At 70.5% G+C, this 16688-nt stretch carries 17 protein-coding genes; 8 read left to right on the top strand and 9 right to left on the bottom strand.

The window, feature by feature from the left end:
- Window positions 1-79: 79 nt before the first annotated feature.
- The gene (locus tag E1200_RS34890; RefSeq protein ID WP_243708693.1) at window positions 80-436 is read right to left on the bottom strand and encodes a hypothetical protein; all 357 of its coding nucleotides are present in this window, start codon (window positions 434-436) and stop codon (window positions 80-82) included.
- A 148-nt stretch (window positions 437-584) separates the two neighbouring features.
- Between E1200_RS34890 and E1200_RS19570 the strand changes: the two genes are divergently transcribed.
- The 3 genes from E1200_RS19570 to E1200_RS19560 all read left to right on the top strand — a co-directional run bounded on the left by E1200_RS19570 (window position 585) and on the right by E1200_RS19560 (window position 2528).
- Entirely contained in the window at window positions 585-947 is a 363-nt protein-coding gene (locus E1200_RS19570; RefSeq protein ID WP_131953489.1) for an antibiotic biosynthesis monooxygenase, read from the top strand.
- Complete coding sequence (locus tag E1200_RS19565; protein ID WP_131953488.1) at window positions 944-1630, top strand: DsbA family oxidoreductase; 687 nt, start codon at window positions 944-946, stop codon at window positions 1628-1630. Before E1200_RS19570 ends, E1200_RS19565 begins: the two co-directional genes overlap by 4 nt.
- A gap of 202 nt (window positions 1631-1832) precedes the next feature.
- Entirely contained in the window at window positions 1833-2528 is a 696-nt protein-coding gene (locus tag E1200_RS19560; RefSeq protein ID WP_207933435.1) for a hypothetical protein, read from the top strand.
- Between the two features lie 57 nt (window positions 2529-2585).
- Here the strand turns inward: E1200_RS19560 and E1200_RS19555 are convergent, their stop codons facing one another.
- The 4 genes from E1200_RS19555 to guaB all read right to left on the bottom strand — a co-directional run bounded on the left by E1200_RS19555 (window position 2586) and on the right by guaB (window position 8236).
- Window positions 2586-3119 (bottom strand): hypothetical protein, encoded by a 534-nt coding sequence (locus tag E1200_RS19555; RefSeq protein ID WP_131953487.1) that lies wholly within the window; start codon window positions 3117-3119, stop codon window positions 2586-2588.
- Window positions 3120-3413: 294 nt separating this feature from the next.
- Window positions 3414-5147, bottom strand: a complete 1734-nt coding sequence (gene glpD, locus E1200_RS19550) for a glycerol-3-phosphate dehydrogenase (RefSeq protein ID WP_131953486.1) — start codon at window positions 5145-5147, stop codon at window positions 3414-3416.
- 121 nt (window positions 5148-5268) lie between these two features.
- On the bottom strand, window positions 5269-6384 hold the full coding sequence (locus E1200_RS19545) for a GuaB3 family IMP dehydrogenase-related protein (protein WP_131953491.1): 1116 nt from the start codon (window positions 6382-6384) through the stop codon (window positions 5269-5271).
- 355 nt (window positions 6385-6739) lie between these two features.
- Window positions 6740-8236: an IMP dehydrogenase gene (gene guaB / locus E1200_RS19540; protein WP_131953485.1), complete on the bottom strand. Its 1497-nt coding sequence runs from the start codon at window positions 8234-8236 to the stop codon at window positions 6740-6742.
- 231 nt (window positions 8237-8467) lie between these two features.
- Between guaB and E1200_RS19535 the strand changes: the two genes are divergently transcribed.
- Window positions 8468-8857 carry a DUF5319 domain-containing protein gene (locus tag E1200_RS19535; RefSeq protein WP_131953484.1) on the top strand — a complete coding sequence of 130 codons (390 nt, stop codon included), beginning with the start codon at window positions 8468-8470 and terminating at the stop codon, window positions 8855-8857.
- A gap of 17 nt (window positions 8858-8874) precedes the next feature.
- Here the strand turns inward: E1200_RS19535 and E1200_RS19530 are convergent, their stop codons facing one another.
- The 4 genes from E1200_RS19530 to groES all read right to left on the bottom strand — a co-directional run bounded on the left by E1200_RS19530 (window position 8875) and on the right by groES (window position 12465).
- Entirely contained in the window at window positions 8875-9324 is a 450-nt protein-coding gene (locus tag E1200_RS19530; protein WP_131953483.1) for a hypothetical protein, read from the bottom strand.
- Window positions 9325-9526: 202 nt separating this feature from the next.
- Window positions 9527-10114 (bottom strand): sigma-70 family RNA polymerase sigma factor, encoded by a 588-nt coding sequence (locus tag E1200_RS19525; RefSeq protein WP_131953490.1) that lies wholly within the window; start codon window positions 10112-10114, stop codon window positions 9527-9529.
- A 327-nt stretch (window positions 10115-10441) separates the two neighbouring features.
- On the bottom strand, window positions 10442-12067 hold the full coding sequence (gene groL / locus E1200_RS19520) for a chaperonin GroEL (RefSeq protein WP_131953482.1): 1626 nt from the start codon (window positions 12065-12067) through the stop codon (window positions 10442-10444).
- Window positions 12068-12153: 86 nt separating this feature from the next.
- The gene (gene groES / locus E1200_RS19515) at window positions 12154-12465 is read right to left on the bottom strand and encodes a co-chaperone GroES (protein WP_207929349.1); all 312 of its coding nucleotides are present in this window, start codon (window positions 12463-12465) and stop codon (window positions 12154-12156) included.
- 244 nt (window positions 12466-12709) lie between these two features.
- Between groES and E1200_RS19510 the strand changes: the two genes are divergently transcribed.
- From E1200_RS19510 to E1200_RS33810, 4 genes are all read left to right on the top strand, one after another.
- Window positions 12710-13927, top strand: a complete 1218-nt coding sequence (locus E1200_RS19510) for a class I SAM-dependent methyltransferase (RefSeq protein ID WP_131953480.1) — start codon at window positions 12710-12712, stop codon at window positions 13925-13927.
- Window positions 13928-14034: 107 nt separating this feature from the next.
- Window positions 14035-14394 (top strand): hypothetical protein, encoded by a 360-nt coding sequence (locus E1200_RS19505; protein WP_131953479.1) that lies wholly within the window; start codon window positions 14035-14037, stop codon window positions 14392-14394.
- A 181-nt stretch (window positions 14395-14575) separates the two neighbouring features.
- On the top strand, window positions 14576-16225 hold the full coding sequence (locus tag E1200_RS19500; RefSeq protein ID WP_131953478.1) for an apolipoprotein A1/A4/E domain-containing protein: 1650 nt from the start codon (window positions 14576-14578) through the stop codon (window positions 16223-16225).
- A gap of 205 nt (window positions 16226-16430) precedes the next feature.
- On the top strand, window positions 16431-16676 hold the full coding sequence (locus E1200_RS33810; RefSeq protein ID WP_165950380.1) for a hypothetical protein: 246 nt from the start codon (window positions 16431-16433) through the stop codon (window positions 16674-16676).
- The last annotated feature ends 12 nt before the right edge of the window (window positions 16677-16688 follow it).

The following is a 16688-nucleotide window of genomic DNA, read 5'->3' as shown; positions in this document are numbered from 1 at the left end:
GCGCAACCCTGGCCTTGGCCCTCGACTTCGGCCTACTCCTCCAGCACCTACTGGACCCCGAACGAGTCCCCGCAACCCTCTACAAAACCGCCAAGACCCTCCTCAAGCCCCAAACACCGTAAACGCCGCCAACTCCCCCCACCACACCGATGCCCGACCACCGTTCGACGCGCCCGAAACCCCCACGTCCCCGACCACCTCGAACCGCCCACTCCAAGCAGCCACCCTCCCAGGCGTCCAGATCCTCCTCGTCCCAGGCCGGCACGTCGTACATGACGACGAAGACCTGTTCGGAACCGTCCTCGACGACGGCCGCGAGCGCCCCGTCCCAGTGCTTGTCCTGGCCGCCGAAGGTCAGCAAGGCGCGGGCCGGGTCGCCCAGGATCGCGGCGGCCTGTTCGGCGCGGACGGCCGCCAGGTCCGCGACCCGCACCATGCAGCCCGCCACGGCGAGATAGACCGCCGGTGGCCATGGGTACCGGCTCGGCGGCGGGCGCGCACCATTGGTGGTCCTTGATCTCAACCGAGGTTGAGGTTGCAAAGTAGGGGGCGAAATACTGCATCCATCCCACAGGAGCGTGCACGTGAGCGCGGATTCCGGGTTTTACTCGATCATCGACTACACCGTCGACGGCTTCGAGACGCAGCGAGAGTTGGTGGGGGCGTTCGCGGAGATTCAGGAGCGCTGGGTCCGGTTCTATCCGGGCTACCGGTCCGCCCGGTTCCACGTAAGCCTGGACGGCACCCGCGTGTACAACATCGTGCACTGGGACAGCGAGGCCGACTACCGCCACTTCGAGGCGACGTCCGACACCGAGGGCCGGATGGCCGCCATCGAGCGGGCGCTTGAGGGCTTGTCCGGCAAGGCTGAGGCACGGATGAGCGGCCTGCCCCACTACGCGGTCGTGCGCGAAGTGGGCCCCGGCTCCCAGCGGACCGACTCATGACCCGCACCACGCCGGAGCCAAGCTCCCCGAGGGCAGAGGTCTACTTCGACGTGCTGTGCCCGTGGAGCTTCATCGCGAAGAGGCGTCTGGAGAAAGCCGTGTCCGCCCTCCCCGCCGCCCGGGTGGAGGTCGTGTGGCGCAGCTTCGAACTCTCCCCCCAGAACCGAAGGACGCCGGGCCCGACGGCGGCCGAGGAGATGGCCAAGTGGTGGGGGGACCGGACGGCCGCCCGCGTCGACCTGATCCGGCGCCTCGGCGCCGCCGAGGGACTGGAACTCAACCTGCACAGGGCCCGGCCAGTCGGCACCTTCGACGCCCACCGGCTCTTCCATCTCGCCACGGCTCACGGCAGGGCCGACCAGGTGCTCGAACACCTACTGACCGCCTACCACACCGACGGCCTGAACATAGCCGACCCCCGCGTGCTGGAACGCCTGGGAACAAGCGCCGGCCTGGAACTCGACGATGTCAACGCACTCATGTCCGGGGACGCTTTCGCCAACGCAGTCCGGACCGACGAAGTGAACGCCGCTGAACACGGCGTCACCGGCGTCCCCTCCCTGGTGATCGGCACCCGACCGCCGGTCTCGGCCGTCCAGCCACCGGGGAAGCTGTCCCGGCTACTGCAACCCGACATGACCGATCCCCCGTTGCCCCGGCCATGCCCGACCACCCCGGGCTGACAGCCGATCAGCACTATGGCTCCGACCGGTAGCGAGCCCGAGGGCGCACCGGAGCGACACAGCGATCACCCCCTTCACCACCGAGGGGCCGCGAGGAGCGCGACACACTGGAAAGACGCGCGATCACCTCAGCCCACCGCCGCAATCACGCAACCGCAGGCCGATCGCGGGACGGGCCGGAGCCGTCCCCAGGCTCGGTACCGTGTGCACGAAGATCAAGAGAGAGGCCGGCACGATGGCGGACGGCTTGGCATGGATCGGCGAGCACTGGTATTACGGTGCGCCTGCCAAGGATGGGATGCTTTCGAAAATCTGTCTCACGGCGGTACGGGGCATGGACCCGGTGGACTTCGTGATCAGGCTCGGCGCCGACCGGCGCATGGCCGAACGGCCCGTGCTGTTCGCCGATTTCGACCGGCGGAGCGTGGACTTGGCCGACAGTGTGGCGATGTTCGGCCGCAGCGGCGAGTGGGCGTACGTTCTGGAGGTCGAACAGTCCACCTGGCACCTGATCTTTCTGGACCGGCTGGGCCAGGACACGTTGGTGCCGAAGGGCTGCGAACTCGTCTGCCTGGACCGCTTCGCGCACGAGCATCCGTGGATGTGCTACCTCGACACCGCCGGCGAACTGAGATCCGCCGAGCCCGGGGACAGCCTGCTGGAGACTCCGGTTCCGCCCGAAGACCGGCTCGGGGCGTTCGCCGCCCTGGATGCGGCAATGCGTCAGGCCGGTGCGGTGCGGGAGACCTTCCCCGGCTGCGAGGATCCCTTGGACGAGGACGAGGAGTTGGCGAGGCGGCTGTTCAGGGCTGTGGGCGAGCATCTCGGGCTGTCGCTGCCGCGTCGGGAGATCGAGCAGGGGCTGCTGCCCGCGGTGCACCTGCCCTCGCCACTGTGAACAGTGCAGCGGGGGCGCCGCGCCTTCTCGGCGTGACGCCCCCTATGAACAAGGTTGCTATTGGTTGTTCGCGGTCATGGTGCACTTCACGGTCGTGCTGTCGATGGGGCACGCCGCGCTCATGTTGGTGTTCAGCCAGTACGGGTCCCGGTCCAGCAGACGCTGGTTGACGTTGAAGGCTGGGAACGCGGCCATCGAACCGCTGTTATCGCTCCCGGAGATCGCGGACCGTCCGCAGACCTCCTGCCACGTTGGCGCGAGACCGTCGATGTTGAACAAGTGCACGGTGCCCCCTTGCTTGCTCGCGAGGGTCTGTACACAGGCGTCGCCGCTGCTGACAGGGTTCAGGCCACCCGCGAGCGAGGGCATTCCGCCACTGTTGTAGGTGGAGTTGAACGCGAACTCGTCGCAGTTCAGCCGGTCCGTCCCACCGTTGAGGGCGGTGGGGTCGCCGTTGGCCGCCGCCCATCCGTCGGGGCAGATCACCGTCCGGTTGCCGCTGCCGTCAGCGTCGGGCAGGAAGTACAGCGGCTTGTTGTGGGCCTTGCTGCCGGGGTGGTTGCGTACCGAGCACGCAACCGGCCATCGCATCCACCTCGGCCGACACTGCAACGACGCGCCGCTCTCAACGCCTGCGATCACGTCCCGAGGCAGGTTTCGGGGACTGTACGGTTCTCGGTTCTGTCGCTCTTTCGGCTCTGTCGCTCTGTCGGCTCTGTCGCTCTGTCGGCTCTGTCGCAGTTAACCCCTGGACACACCCAGGTTTCGGGCCTGCGAGGAACCTGATCGCGCAGCGAGCCCCCGGGGCGAGACGAAGCGATGCAGCGATCCCGCCGCAGCTCCCGCCGAAGGAAGGCGCCTTTGCGCCTGACGCCGAGGGAACTGCTAAGCAGTGGGCACGATGTCGGGGGCGCCTCGGCGGTGGGCGTCGGCTTCTTGGTCGCCTTCTTGGGTTTGGGAGGCTCGTTCGGCTTCTACGCGCTTGCGGTAGTACTCGATTTCGCGGTCGCGTTGCTTCTTGGACCAGCCGAGGACGGGGGCGAGGAGGTCGGCGGTCTCCTGGGCGACGCCTACGCCGCGGTCCCAGGTTTCGATGGAGATGCGGGTGCGGCGGGCGAGGACGTCGTTGAGGTGGCGGGCGCCCTCGTGGGTGGCGGCGTAGACGACCTCGGCGCGGAGGTAGTCGTCGGCGCCGGTGAGGGGCTTGGCCAGGTCGGGCTTGTCGGAGATGAGTTCGAGGAGGTCGTCCACGAGGGTGCCGTAGCGGCGGAGGAGGTGCTCGATGCGGGCGACGTGGAGGCCGGAGCGGGACGCGAGGCGGTGGCGGGAGTTCCACATGGCCTGGAAGCCGTCGCCGCCGACGAGGGGGATGCGGTCGGTGCAGGATTCGGGGATCTTGCCGTCGAGGCCGTGGGCGACGGCGTCGATGGCGTCCTTGGCCATGACCCGGTAGGTGGTGTACTTGCCGCCCGCGACGAGGACGAGCCCCGGGACGGGGTGGGCGACGACGTGTTCGCGGGAGAGTTTGGAGGTCTCCTCGGTCTCGCCGGTGAGGAGGGGGCGCAGGCCCGCGTAGACGCCTTCCACGTCGTCGTGGGTGAGGGGTGTGGTGAGGACGCGGTTGACCTGGTCCAGGACGTACTCGATGTCGGCCTTGGAGGCGGCGGGGTGGGCCTTGTCGAGGTCCCAGGCGGTGTCGGTGGTGCCGATGATCCAGTGCCGGCCCCACGGGATCACGAAGAGCACGGATGTCTCGGTGCGCAGGAGGATTCCCGTCGCGGAGTGGATGCGGTCCTTGGGGACGACGAGGTGAATGCCCTTGGACGACTTCACGTGGATCTGGCCGCGGCCGCCGACGAGTTCCTGGATGTCGTCCGTCCAGACGCCGGTGGCGTTGACGACCTGCTTGGCTCGGACCTCGCTGGTCGTGTTGCCCTCCAGGTCGCGGATGCGCAGCCCGGTGACGCGTTCGCCTTCGCGCAGGAAGCCGATGCACTGGGTGCGGGACGCGATCTGCGCGCCGTACTCGGCGGCGGTCCGCAGCGCCATCATCACGAAGCGGGCGTCGTCGACCTGCGCGTCCCATAGCTTGATCGCGCCGGTGAAGGAGCCCTTGCGCAGGGACGGTGCGAGCCGCAGCGCACCGCGCCGGGTGAGGTGCTTGTGGTGCGGGACGCCGCGGGTGCTGCCCATCTGGAACGCGAGTGCGTCGTAGAGGGCGACGCCGGCGCCGATGTAGGCGCGTTCCCACACGCGGCGGGTCGTCGGTAGGAGGAAGGGGACGGGCCGCACCAGGTGCGGGGCGATCTGCTGCAGGAGGAGCCCGCGTTCGGTCAGCGCCTCCCGGACGAGGTCGAAGTTGTACTGCTCCAGGTAGCGCAGCCCGCCATGGATCAGCTTTGACGAGCGCGACGACGTCCCCGACGCGAAGTCGCGCGCCTCGACCACCGCGACGGACAGGCCCCGGGTGGCGGCGTCGAGCGCGGCGCCCGCGCCGACGATGCCGCCTCCGACCACGACGACGTCGAACTCCTCGCGGGCCATCCGGTCGAGCGCCGCGGCCCGCTCGGCCGGCCCCAGCCGGGAGCTGCCCAGGCCCGTCACAGGTGATCCCGTCATCGCGTTTCCCCCCACAGCGGTTGCGTTGTCCGAGCTTTCCTACCCAAGAGTAGGGACGCGTCCACCCCGCGAACGACCGATATCGCGGGGGTTGGCGCGCGGTGACGGGTTCTTGATCGGCTCAGTCGGTGGAGTGGCGCGGAGCCACCACGACCTGTACCCGCTGGAATTCCTTCAGCTCCGTGTAACCGGACGTGGCCATCGCGCGGCGCAGGGCCCCGATCAGGTTCATCGACCCGTCCGCGACGTGGGACGGGCCGTAGAGGATCTGCTCCATGGTGCCGATCGTGCCGAGCTCGATGCGGGTGCCGCGCGGGACGTCGCCGTGGTGCGCCTCGCTGCCCCAGTGGTAGCCGCGCCCCGGCGCCTCGGTGGAGCGCGCGAACGGCGAGCCGACCATGACGGCGTCGGACCCGCACGCGAACGCCTTGGCGATGTCGCCGCTGTTCACCATGCCGCCGTCGGCGATCACGTGGACGTAGCGTCCGCCGGACTCGTCCAGGTAGTCGCGGCGGGCGGCGGCGACGTCCGCGACGGCGGTCGCCATGGGGACCGCGACGCCGAGGACGGTCCGGGTGGTGTGCCCGGAGCCGCCGCCGAACCCGACCAGGACGCCGGCCGCGCCGGTCCGCATCAGGTGCAGCGCGGCCGTGTAGGTGGAGCAGCCGCCGACGATGACGGGGACGTCGAGGTCGTAGATGAACTGCTTGAGGTTCAGCGGCTCGGCGCGTCCCGAGACGTGCTCGGCGGACACGGTCGTGCCGCGGATGACGAACAGGTCGACGCCCGCGTCGATGACGGCCTTGTGGAACTGCGCGGTGCGCTGCGGCGACAGCCGCGCCGCCACGGTGACGCCCGCCTCGCGGACCTCCCGGATCCGGCGGCCGATCAGCTCCTCCTTGATCGGCTCGGTGTAGATCTCCTGGAGCCGCTGGGTGGCGCGCACCTCGTCCAGCGAGGCGATCTCGGCGAGCAGCGACTCGGGGTTCTCGTAGCGCGTCCACAGCCCTTCGAGGTCGAGGACGGCGAGCCCGCCGAGCCGCCCCACCGCGATCGCGGTCGCCGGGCTGACGACGCTGTCCATCGGCGCGACGACCAGCGGCATCTCGAAGCGGTAGGCGTCGATCTGCCAGGCGACGCTGACCTCCTCGGGATCGCGCGTCCGGCGGGACGGCACGATGCCGATGTCGTCGAAGGCGTACGCCCGGCGGCCGCTCTTGCCACGGCCGATCTCCACCTCAGCAGCCACTGCGCCCTTCCTCTTCCTACCCGTTCATCCGACCGGGCGGAGCACCGCCCGACGTCCCGCAACCGCAGGAACAAGCCCCGAAGAGCTTACGTCAGCCACCACACGCAATGTGATCGCCCCGCAGCAGCCCCACCCGGCGCCAAGCCGCGGAAGTGCGGGACGGTCCGCTTGCCACGTTTCTCGACGCCAGCGATGTTCGGCACCAGCGAGCATGCCCGGGTGTCAGGCCGCATAGGGCAGGGATGGTCTTGCTTGTCGGCTTTCTCAATAGTCCGCGATCCCCGAGACAGGCGGGCCTGCTCGTCCGTGCGGGCCGTGGCGGCTTTGTGGGGGGTGGGCGAGGTCAGCGGCCCTGGTAGTTGGGGGCTTCTACGGTCATCTGGATGTCGTGGGGGTGGCTTTCGCGGAGGCCGGCGGGGCTGATGCGCATGAGGCGGCCGCGTTCCTGGAGTTCGGGGATCGTGCGGGTGCCCGCGTACCACATGGACTGGTGGAGGCCGCCGACGAGCTGGTGCGCGACGTTGGCGAGGGGGCCGCGGTAGGGGACCTGGCCCTCGACGCCCTCGGGGATCAGCTTCTCCTCGCTGTTGACGTCGGCCTGGGCGTAGCGGTCCTTGGAGTAGGAGGCGCCGCGTTCGCGGTTGCGCATGGCGCCGAGCGAGCCCATGCCGCGGTACGACTTGTACTGCTTGCCGTGGACGAAGATCAGCTCGCCGGGCGACTCCTCGACACCGGCGAGCAGGCTGCCGAGCATGACCGTGTCGGCGCCCGCGACCAGGGCCTTGGCGATGTCGCCCGAGTACTGCAGGCCGCCGTCGCCGATCACCGGGACGCCGGCCTCCTTCGCGGCGCGGGCCGCCTCGTAGATCGCGGTGATCTGCGGGACGCCGACACCGGCGATGATGCGGGTGGTGCAGATCGAGCCGGGGCCGACGCCGACCTTGACCGCGTCGGCGCCCGCGTCCGCCAGCAGCTTCGCGCCCGCGTAGGTGGCGACGTTGCCGCCGACGACCTCGACCGGCGCGTTCTTCTTGATCACGGCGATCGTGTCGGCGACGCCCTTGGAGTGGCCGTGCGCGGTGTCCACGATGATGACGTCGGTACCGGCCTCGATGAGGGCCTTGGCGCGGCGGATCGCGTCGTCGCCGACGCCGACGGCCGCGGCGACGAGCAGCCGGCCGTCCGCGTCCTTGGTGGAGTGCGGGTACTGCTCGCTCTTGGTGAAGTCCTTGGTGGTGATCAGGCCCTTGAGGCGGCCGTCGGCGTCCACGAGCGGGAGCTTCTCGACCTTGTTGCCCGCCAGCAGCCGGAACGCCTCGTCGCGGGTCACGTCGACCGGGGCCGTGATCAGCGGCATCGGCGTCATGACCTCGCGCACCGGACGGGACAGGTCGGTCTCGAACCGCATGTCCCGGTTGGTCACGATGCCGACCAGGACGCCCCGCACGTCGGTGACCGGGACGCCGGAGATGCGGTAGTGGGAGCAGAGGTCCTCGACGTCGGCGAGCGTCGCGTCCGGGAGGCAGGTCACCGGGTTGGTGATCATGCCGGCCTCGGACCGCTTGACCCGGTCGGCCTCCTCGGCCTGCTCCTCGATCGACATGTTGCGGTGCAGGACGCCGATGCCGCCCTGCCGCGCCATGGCGACGGCGGTGCGCGCCTCGGTCACCGTGTCCATCGCCGCCGAGACGAGCGGGATCCGCAGCGAGACGCGGCGGGTCAGCCGGGAGGTGGTGTCGGCCTCGCCGGGCTGCAGGTCGGAGTAGCCCGGCAGCAGGAGCACGTCGTCGAAGGTCAGGCCCTGCGGGAGGAACGTGTCGGGCTCGGCGGCGGGGTTCATGAGTACCTTCCCGTTCGTGACGGAGCATCGGGCCAGGTCACAGCGACCCTGTTCCCATGGTAGGGCGCGGGTCCGCGCGGGGACCGGTTGTTGCGCACGCCGGTCGCGTGGTCTTCGTGACATAGAAGAACGAACAGGGAGGGGACGCGCATTCCCACTTTGCGTGTTCGTTCACGCACGGAGGAACACGGGGGTGCACCTCACCGGCCGTCACGCAGTAGCGTGGGAGGCGTGCACGACGACGCTCCGCTCGACCCGTTCGCCGGAGACCCGGAGGATCCGGCGGCGGCGCTCGGCGACCCCGGAGACGAGGCCGCTCCGCTCAGCGTGACGGAGCGCGAGGACGTGCTGGCCGACCTCGCCGACCTGGAGGTCTTCCGCGCCCTGCTGGAACCGCTCGGGGTGCGGGGGCTGACCGTCGACTGCGGTGACTGCGGCAAGCTCCACTACATCGACTGGGAGCTGCTGCACGGCAACCTGCGCCACCTGCTGGACGAGGGGCTCCCCCGCGTCCACGAGCCCGCCCTGGCACCCGACCCCGTCGACTACGTGAGCTGGGAGTACGCCCGCGGGTACGTCGACGGCGTCATCGACAGCGAAGAGGGCCACGACGAGAACTGACCGGCCACTTCCGGCCGTCAGTCGCGGGAGTCGCGGAAGTCGCGCGAATCCGAGTGCCGGTGGCGGTGCCGGTGCCCGTCCCGGTCGCCGCGGCGGCGGTCGCGGTCGGACGGTCCGGTCTCGTAGGCCGGGGGCGACTGGATCGTGATGGCCGGGAAGTCCGGCCGGGGCGAGCGCGGGTCGAACGGGAACGGGTAGCGGCCGCGCGGCCTGTCGCCGTCGCTCTCCTCGTCGTCCGGGGTCTCGGTCCCGGTGGGGGCCGGCGTGACCGGCTCGGGCTCCGGGACGGGACGCGGCACCGGTGGCCGCGGCCGTTCGTAGATTCCCGCGTCGGTGTCCGTGCGGGCAATCTGTTCGGGGTCCGGGGTTTCGGCGCTGGGTCGCGGGGCCGGGGCGGCGGAGGTGGCGCGGTCGGCCACGCTGCCCGCCGCGGCGACGCCGGTGCTGGCCAGGACGGCGCCCGCCACGCCGAGGGCGACGATGGTGCGGGGGCCGCGGAGCCGGCAGTACGCCGCGCCGCGAGCGAATCGAGGATCGCGTCGGTACGGCGCACCGCGCCGAGGTCCACGGTGTCCGGCGGGCCGTTCGCGGGCGCGCGGGGCTCGGCGGGGTTCGACGGCTCGGCCGGATCCGGGGCTCCCCGCATGCCAGTGAAGGGGCCGCGCTCCGTCAAGCGATCGACTCCTCTCTGGCCATCGCCCGGAGCCGGGCCAGGGCCCGGTGCTGCGCCACCCGTACCGCCCCCGCGGACATGCCCAGCACATTACCGGTCTCCTCGGCCGACAGGCCCGCCACGACGCGCAGCAGCACGAGCTCCCGCTGGTGCTCCGGGAGGCGTGTCAGCAGATCGCGGGCGCGCTGGGCCTCGATGTAGCGGACGACCGTCTCCTCCGGGCCGGGCCGGTCGTCGGGGCCGTCCGGCAGGTCCTCGGTGGGCACGGCCGCGCGGACCGCGCTGCGCATGGCGTCGGCGATCTTGTGGGCGGCGATGCCGAAGACGAACGACGCGAAGGGCCGGCCCATGTCGCGGTAGCGGGGCAGGGCCGCCAGGACGGCGATGCAGACCTCCTGCGCCACGTCGTCGGCGATGTGGTACTGGCCCGAGACCCGGCCGAGCCGGGCCCGGCAGTACCGGACGATCATCGGGCGCACCTCGGCGAGCAGGACCTCGATGGCCCCCGGGTCGCCCTGGACGGCGAGACTCGTCAGCTCCCTGAGGTCGCCGTCGCCCTCCTGGGCCGCGCGGAGCACCCGCATCCCGCGGCCGGTGCCGTGGGACGGCGGAGGGGCGGGTCCGCCAGAGGGATCGACAGCGCGCGCGGCCATGGTCCCGGCGAAGCTTCCCTCGGTCACGTCAAGCATGATGCCCAGCACTCCCGGGCGTGTCTCCACCGTCCTCTACAACGGAATGGTCACAGTGCTGAAGCATTCCTGGCGTTACTACATATTGCGGCCGGACGGCCACGACACGTCACGAGGTCGCTCCGGTGACATCAAGACCCCGGCAACGCCGAGACCCCCGCCCGGACGGACGGGGGTCTGGCGTGACGCATTCCGGACGGGACGCCGTCCGGCCCGGCGATCTCAGTGGCCGTGGCCGTGACCGTGGCCGTGACCGCCGGCGGACTCCTCTTCCTCCTCCGGCTTGTCGACCACGAGCGCCTCGGTGGTGAGCAGCATGCCCGCGATCGAGGCGGCGTTGGTGACGGTGCTGCGCGTCACCTTCACCGGGTCGATGACGCCCTGGGAGATCAGGTCGCCGTACTCGCCGGTCGCGGCGTTGTAGCCGTGCCCGGCCTTCAGCTCGCGGACCTTGGAGACGACGACGTAGCCCTCCTGGCCGGCGTTCTCGGAGATCCAGCGCAGCGGCTCGTCCAGCGCGCGGCGCACGGCCTCGGCGCCGGTGGCCTCGTCGCCGGTCAGCCCGAGGGCGTCGAAGCCCTCCTTGGCGATGTGCACGAGGGCGGCGCCGCCGCCGGCGACGATGCCCTCCTCGATCGCCGCGCGGGTCGCCGAGACGGCGTCCTCCAGGCGGTGCTTCTTCTCCTTCAGCTCCACCTCGGTGGCGGCGCCGACGCGCAGCACGCAGACGCCGCCGGCCAGCTTGGCCAGCCGCTCCTGCAGCTTCTCGCGGTCCCAGTCGGAGTCGGAGTTCTCGATCTCGACCTTGATCTGGTTGACCCGCGCGTTGATGTCCTCGGCGGAGCCGTCGCCGTCGACGATCGTGGTGTTGTCCTTGGTGACCGTGATCCGGCGGGCGCGGCCGAGGTCCTCGATGCCGATGCTGTCGAGCTTGAGGCCGATGGCCTCGCTGACGACCTGGCCGCCGGTCAGCGTGGCCATGTCGCCCAGCATCGCCTTCCGGCGGTCGCCGAAGCCCGGCGCCTTGACCGCGACGGACAGGAACGTCCCGCGGATCTTGTTGGCGACGAGCAGCGCCAGGGCCTCGCCCTCGACGTCCTCGGCCACCACGAGCAGCGGCTTCTTGGTCTGGGCGACCTTCTCGGCCAGCGGCAGGAACTCCTGCACGTTGGAGATCTTGCCGTCCACGATCAGCACGTAGGCGTCCTCCAGGACGGCCTCCATGCGCTCGTGGTCGGTGACCATGTGCGGCGACAGGTAGCCCTTGTCGAACTGGAGGCCCTCGGTGAACTCCAGCTCAAGGCCCATGGTGTGGGCCTCCTCGACGGTGATGACGCCGTCCTTGCCGACCTTCTCGAACGCCTCGGCGATCAGCTCGCCGATCTTCGGGTCCTGCGCGGAGATGGTCGCGACGTGCGCGATCTCGCCCTTCTCCTCGACCTCGCGGGCCGACTTGACGAGCTGGTCGGCGACGTACTGCGCGGCGGTGTCGATGCCGCGCTTGAGGGCGAGCGGCGACGCGCCGGCGGCGACGTTGCGGGTGCCCTCCCGGACCAGCGCCTGCGCGAGGACGGTCGCCGTGGTGGTGCCGTCGCCCGCGATGTCGTTGGTCTTGGTCGCCACTTCCTTGGCGAGCTGGGCCCCGAGGTTCTCGTAGGGGTCCTCCAGCTCCACCTCGCGGGCGATGGTGACGCCGTCGTTGGTGATGGTCGGCGCGCCGAACTTCTTGTCGATGACGACGTTGCGGCCGCGCGGGCCGATCGTCACCTTGACGGCGTCCGCGAGAGCGTTGACGCCGCGCTCAAGAGCCCGGCGAGCGTCCTCCTCGAATTCCAGGATCTTCGCCATGCGGATTCTCCTCTTCACGCGATTCCGCCCCGGCAGCCCCGCCCGAAGGCGGCGCCGACCGGGGCGGATGCATCACGTCTCGGTGATTACTTCTCGATGACCGCGAGCACGTCGCGCGCCGAGAGGACGAGGTACTCCTCGTTGTTGTACTTGACCTCGGTGCCGCCGTACTTGCTGTAGAGCACGACCTCGCCGACCTTGACGTCGACCGGGACGCGCTCGCCCTTGTCGTCGACGCGGCCCGGGCCAACGGCAAGGACGGTGCCCTCCTGGGGCTTCTCCTTGGCGGTGTCCGGAATGACCAGGCCGGACGCGGTGGTGGTCTCGGCCTCAAGCGGCTGGACGACGATGCGGTCCTCGAGCGGCTTGAGAGTGACCTTGGTGGCGGTCGTCACGATCTGACCTCCCCTTCGATTGGTCCTCGGCCGGCCGTACTCGGCCGGCCGGCACATGTGGCAGAAGAGGCGACCCTGGACCGGCCTGTCGTCGCGGGTGCCAGACCGACCTTTGTCGCTGTGGTTGGCACTCTCAGTAGGAGAGTGCCAGTCTGGAGACTATTCCGTGCCCGGTAGCCCGTCAACACGGACACGGGCACACCGGAAACCCGCCGTCCGCCATTCACCGCCCGATAACTTCCCCAGCATGGAGATCGCCGCGTTTCAGGCCCTGACCACGCCCGCGGGCCGGGCACTCCTCGATGAGGCGTCGGGCCTGGACGTGAGCGAGGACGGGCTGCTCGCGGCGGCGTCCCGGCTGCGCGGACGGCACGACGCCGATCTCGTCTCGGCGGCCCTCACGCAGGTGCGTTTGCGGCAGCGCGCCAGGGCCAAGTTCGGGGACGACGCCGACCGCATGTACTTCACCCAGACCGGGCTGGAGCAGGCCACCCGCGCGAGCGTGGCCGCCTATCGTGCGCGACGGTTCGCGGACCGCCTGCCGAGTGGACGCGTGCTGGAACTGGGGTGCGGTCTAGGGGCGGACCTTGTCGCGCGGGCGCGCGAGGGGCTTTCCGGTGTCGGGGTGGAACTCGACCCTTTGACCGCTGAGGTGGCGCGGGCGAACGTCACCGCCCTGGGGTTGGACGATCTCGCCTCTGTGCGCGTGGGTGACGCGACCGAGGCGGACCCGTCCGGCTTCGACGCGGTCTTCGCCGACCCTGGACGACGTACTGCACGCGGCCGGACCTTCGACCCACGTTCCTATGAGCCGCCGCTGGACGTCGTCCTGGATCTGGCCGGCCGGGTGCCCGCCGCCTGCGTGAAGGTCGCGCCGGGGATCCCGCACGAGGCCGTCCCGGACGGCGCGGAGGCCGAATGGATCTCCGTCGGCGGCGAGGTCAAGGAGGCCGCCCTGTGGCTCGGCGGGCTCGCCGGCGAGGTGCGCAGGCGGGCCACCCTGCTCTCGTCCGACCTCGATCCACAGGTGTGGACGCTCACCCCGCAGGGGCTCGGCGACCCGGACGTCCGCCCCTGGGGCCGCTACCTGTACGAGCCGGACGGCGCCGTGATCCGCGCCCACCTCGTCGCCGAGGTCGCGGACCTGGTCGGCGGCGGGCTCGCGGACCCGCGCATCGCCTACGTCACGTCCGACGAGCCGCACCGCACCCCGTTCGCCGCCGCGTACGAGGTCGAGGACGTGCTGCCGTTCTCGGTCAAGCGGCTGCGCGCGGAACTGCGGCGGCGCGGCACGGGCGTCCTCACCGTGAAGAAGCGCGCCTCGGCGGTCGACGTGGACAGGCTGCGCCGCGACCTCGGCTTCGCGGGACGCCGCGCCCCCCGCGGCGCACCCGGGCTGACGCTGGTCGTGACCCGCGTGGGCGACGCCCCGGTGGCCCTGCTCGTCCGTCCCGTCCGGAGCTGACCCGTCCCGTCCGGACCTGACCCGCCCGGAGCGGAGGGCCGTCCCGGGATCGAGTCCAAAGATCTCCCCGGGGCGGAGCGACGCCAAGGGACGGCGGGCGGCACCCCATGGCCGCGCAAACAATCGGCGCTTTACGGCATTTCCTTCGCCAGGAACGGCGCGCCCCCGGCAAGGCCGTGCCCCCGCCCCGCCAATCGGTGCGTCGTCCGCGCCGGGGCGCGAAAACACCAAGACATGTTCAGCGACCGGACTCCGGAACTACCGAATACGTCCTCGAAATGGCCCGCCGCGCGCCGCCGGACGTCACGCCGCACGCACACGCGTACGGCACCGTGTACGACTCGACGCTTCCCGAACAACCGACGTTGGACGAGATGTACGGACAGAACACCGGCCGGAAACGGAACCGCGCACCCCTGCCCACCGCGCACATCACCATGATCTTCTTTATCGCCGCGAAGCGGTGAATCCTCGTGCGCCACACGATCATTCGCTATTCGCTCCATTGGGGTAACAGGCGCATCCAACAGAACTCACGATGTTCTCTGCTACCCGTAATAGCCGCGCTCCACACGCACTACAGTGGCCACTCCAGAGATTCATTTGCCGTGCGTCATTTCGTCGCGCCGGCACACGAAGGAGCATCGGGTGGAAACGAATCACAACTTCCTGCAGACGGGGGGTCAACCGGTCTCGGATCGGATGCGGGAGTTGCTCGCCCGTGCGGCGCAGGACCACGTCTATGAACAGCGCTCACAGGGTCAGGTCCTCGACGAGATCCGGCAGCGGCTGGAGGGCATGGAGTGGCTGCTGCGCGAGGTCCGCGAGCGGGAGCTCAGCGGGTTGACCGGGCAGATCGAGAGCGTCCGCGGGCAGGTCGACGAAATGGCCGGCAAACCCCCGGAGTGGGCCGAGGGCCTGGCCGAGCACATCGAGGCGTTCGGCGACCGGGTCAAGCCCGTGGCCGAGCTGCCCGCGCTGTGGGCCGACGTCGGCGTCGTCGCCGAGAACGTCGACGAGGGCCTCACGCGGATCCAGGCCGTCCTCGACTCCGCGCAGCACATCACCGACGCCACGCAGCAGGCGTCGCAGCGCATGGACGAGATGACCAAGCGGCTCGACAAGCTCCAGGGCAGCATGGAGGCCGCGTCCGTCCGCTTCAACCGGCTCGACAAGTCGCTGGCGGAACTCGGGCACCGGTCCGAGCGGCTGGAGCACTCGATCAACGGCGTCACGGCGCGGGTCGACCAGGCGCTCGGTGAGATGGCCGAGCGCGTGGAGCAGGGCCTCGACGCGGTCGGCGGGCGGGTCGAGGGCGTCGGCGGGCGGCTCGACGGCCTGGACGGACGGCTCGACGGCGTCGACGGGCGGCTCGAAGGGCTGTCCGGCAAGATGGACGGCCTCGACGGCCGGTTCGAGGGCATCGACGGCCGCATCGACGGCGTCGGCGAGCGGATCGGCCGGCTGCCCGCCACCCTGGAGATCGCCGAGCTGCACCGGCTGCTCAACGAGATCGCGCAGCGGCCGGCGGCCGAGTACGGCGACCGCTTCGACGCGCTGGAGAAGCACCTCGCCGAGGCCGTCGACCCGCTGATCGAGGAGCTGCGCGCCCGGCCCGACCGCGACGAGGTCAAGGCGACCATGTCGCAGATCGCCGAGACGGCCTACAGCGACGTCGCCAAGCGCATGGACGAGTTCTCCCGCCGGTTCGAGGACGTGCACGAGAACGTCCGCAAGCGCATCGAGGGCATCCACGAGGAGGTCACCAAGCGGGTCGACGTCGCGCTGGAGGAGTTCACGACGCAGGTCGACATCGTGTCCCGCCGCGTCGAGTCGGTCCACACCGACGTCGCCAAGCAGGTCGAGTCCGTCCACCACGAGGTGTCCCGGCAGGTCACCGGCGTCCAGGAGGACGTCGGCAAGCGCATCGGCGACATCCACGCCGACGTCACCCGGCAGGTCGGCAGCATCCACGAGGACGTCACCAAGCAGATGGGCCACATGCAGGAGGACGTCGCACGGCAGGTCGGCGGGGTCCACGACGAGTTCGCGCGGCGCGTGGAGGGCATGCAGGACGAGGCCGGACGGCGCGCCGAGGTCGCGCAGGCCGAGTTCGCCAAGCGCTTCTCACACGTCGAGGCGGAGGTCGGCCGGAAGGTGGACGGCGTGCACGACGACGTGTCCAAGCAGGTCAACGCGGTGCACGAGGACGTGCTGAAGCGGCTCTCCACCCTGGAGGAGACGATGCTCGCGCTCGCCGAGGCGCTGCTGCGCCCCCGCCGGGAGAGCAAGGACTGAGGGGCCGGGTGGGGCCGGGACCGGCCCCACCCCGTCGCACGTCCGGCAGCAGCGGATACCCGGCGGGATACGCGAGGTTCGCCCGGCAAAGTACCGCGACGCCCGGAGACACGTCATCAATCCACCGCGATGACGTGCTTCGTGTTACGTTCCGTCTTCACTGAATCACTCCCCATACTTATCGGAATCCGTTTACATGGATCAGGTGACCCACACACAGGCTCCCTGCCTCCCGACCGGCGGCCCGCCCGCCCCCGCCGCCCTGCGCTGGGTCGAGGAGTGCCTCGGCAAGGGTGCCGAGGTCCGTACGGTCCGGGCGCTTCCCGGCGGAACGGCACATACCAACCACGCGCTGCTCGTCGAGAGCGGATCCGGCAGCGCGCACCGGCTCGTGCTGCGCCGCTGGACGTCCCGCGAGACCACCGGGCCCCGCCGCCACAGCGCCACCTAGTTCCTGTCTCGT

The organism is Actinomadura sp. GC306 (assembly GCF_004348665.1).
GTDB lineage: Bacteria > Actinomycetota > Actinomycetes > Streptosporangiales > Streptosporangiaceae > Spirillospora.
Note: the sequence above shows the minus strand (reverse complement) of the source record. Positions and strands in the feature narration are given on the sequence as shown.

What these genes read in the sequence shown, in the direction of transcription:
- E1200_RS19525 (WP_131953490.1), bottom strand. Translation starts at nt 10,114, where the DNA reads ATGCGGGTGCTCCGCGCGGCCCAGGAGGGCGACGGCGACCTCAGGGAG.
- E1200_RS34890 (WP_243708693.1), bottom strand. Translation starts at nt 436, where the DNA reads ATGGTGCGGGTCGCGGACCTGGCGGCCGTCCGCGCCGAACAGGCCGCC.
- guaB (WP_131953485.1), bottom strand. Translation starts at nt 8,236, where the DNA reads ATGAACCCCGCCGCCGAGCCCGACACGTTCCTCCCGCAGGGCCTGACC.
- E1200_RS19555 (WP_131953487.1), bottom strand. Translation starts at nt 3,119, where the DNA reads ATGCGATGGCCGGTTGCGTGCTCGGTACGCAACCACCCCGGCAGCAAG.
- groL (WP_131953482.1), bottom strand. Translation starts at nt 12,067, where the DNA reads ATGGCGAAGATCCTGGAATTCGAGGAGGACGCTCGCCGGGCTCTTGAG.
- glpD (WP_131953486.1), bottom strand. Translation starts at nt 5,147, where the DNA reads ATGACGGGATCACCTGTGACGGGCCTGGGCAGCTCCCGGCTGGGGCCG.
- E1200_RS19505 (WP_131953479.1), top strand. Translation starts at nt 14,035, where the DNA reads ATGGCCGCGCAAACAATCGGCGCTTTACGGCATTTCCTTCGCCAGGAA.
- E1200_RS19510 (WP_131953480.1), top strand. Translation starts at nt 12,710, where the DNA reads ATGGAGATCGCCGCGTTTCAGGCCCTGACCACGCCCGCGGGCCGGGCA.
- E1200_RS19565 (WP_131953488.1), top strand. Translation starts at nt 944, where the DNA reads ATGACCCGCACCACGCCGGAGCCAAGCTCCCCGAGGGCAGAGGTCTAC.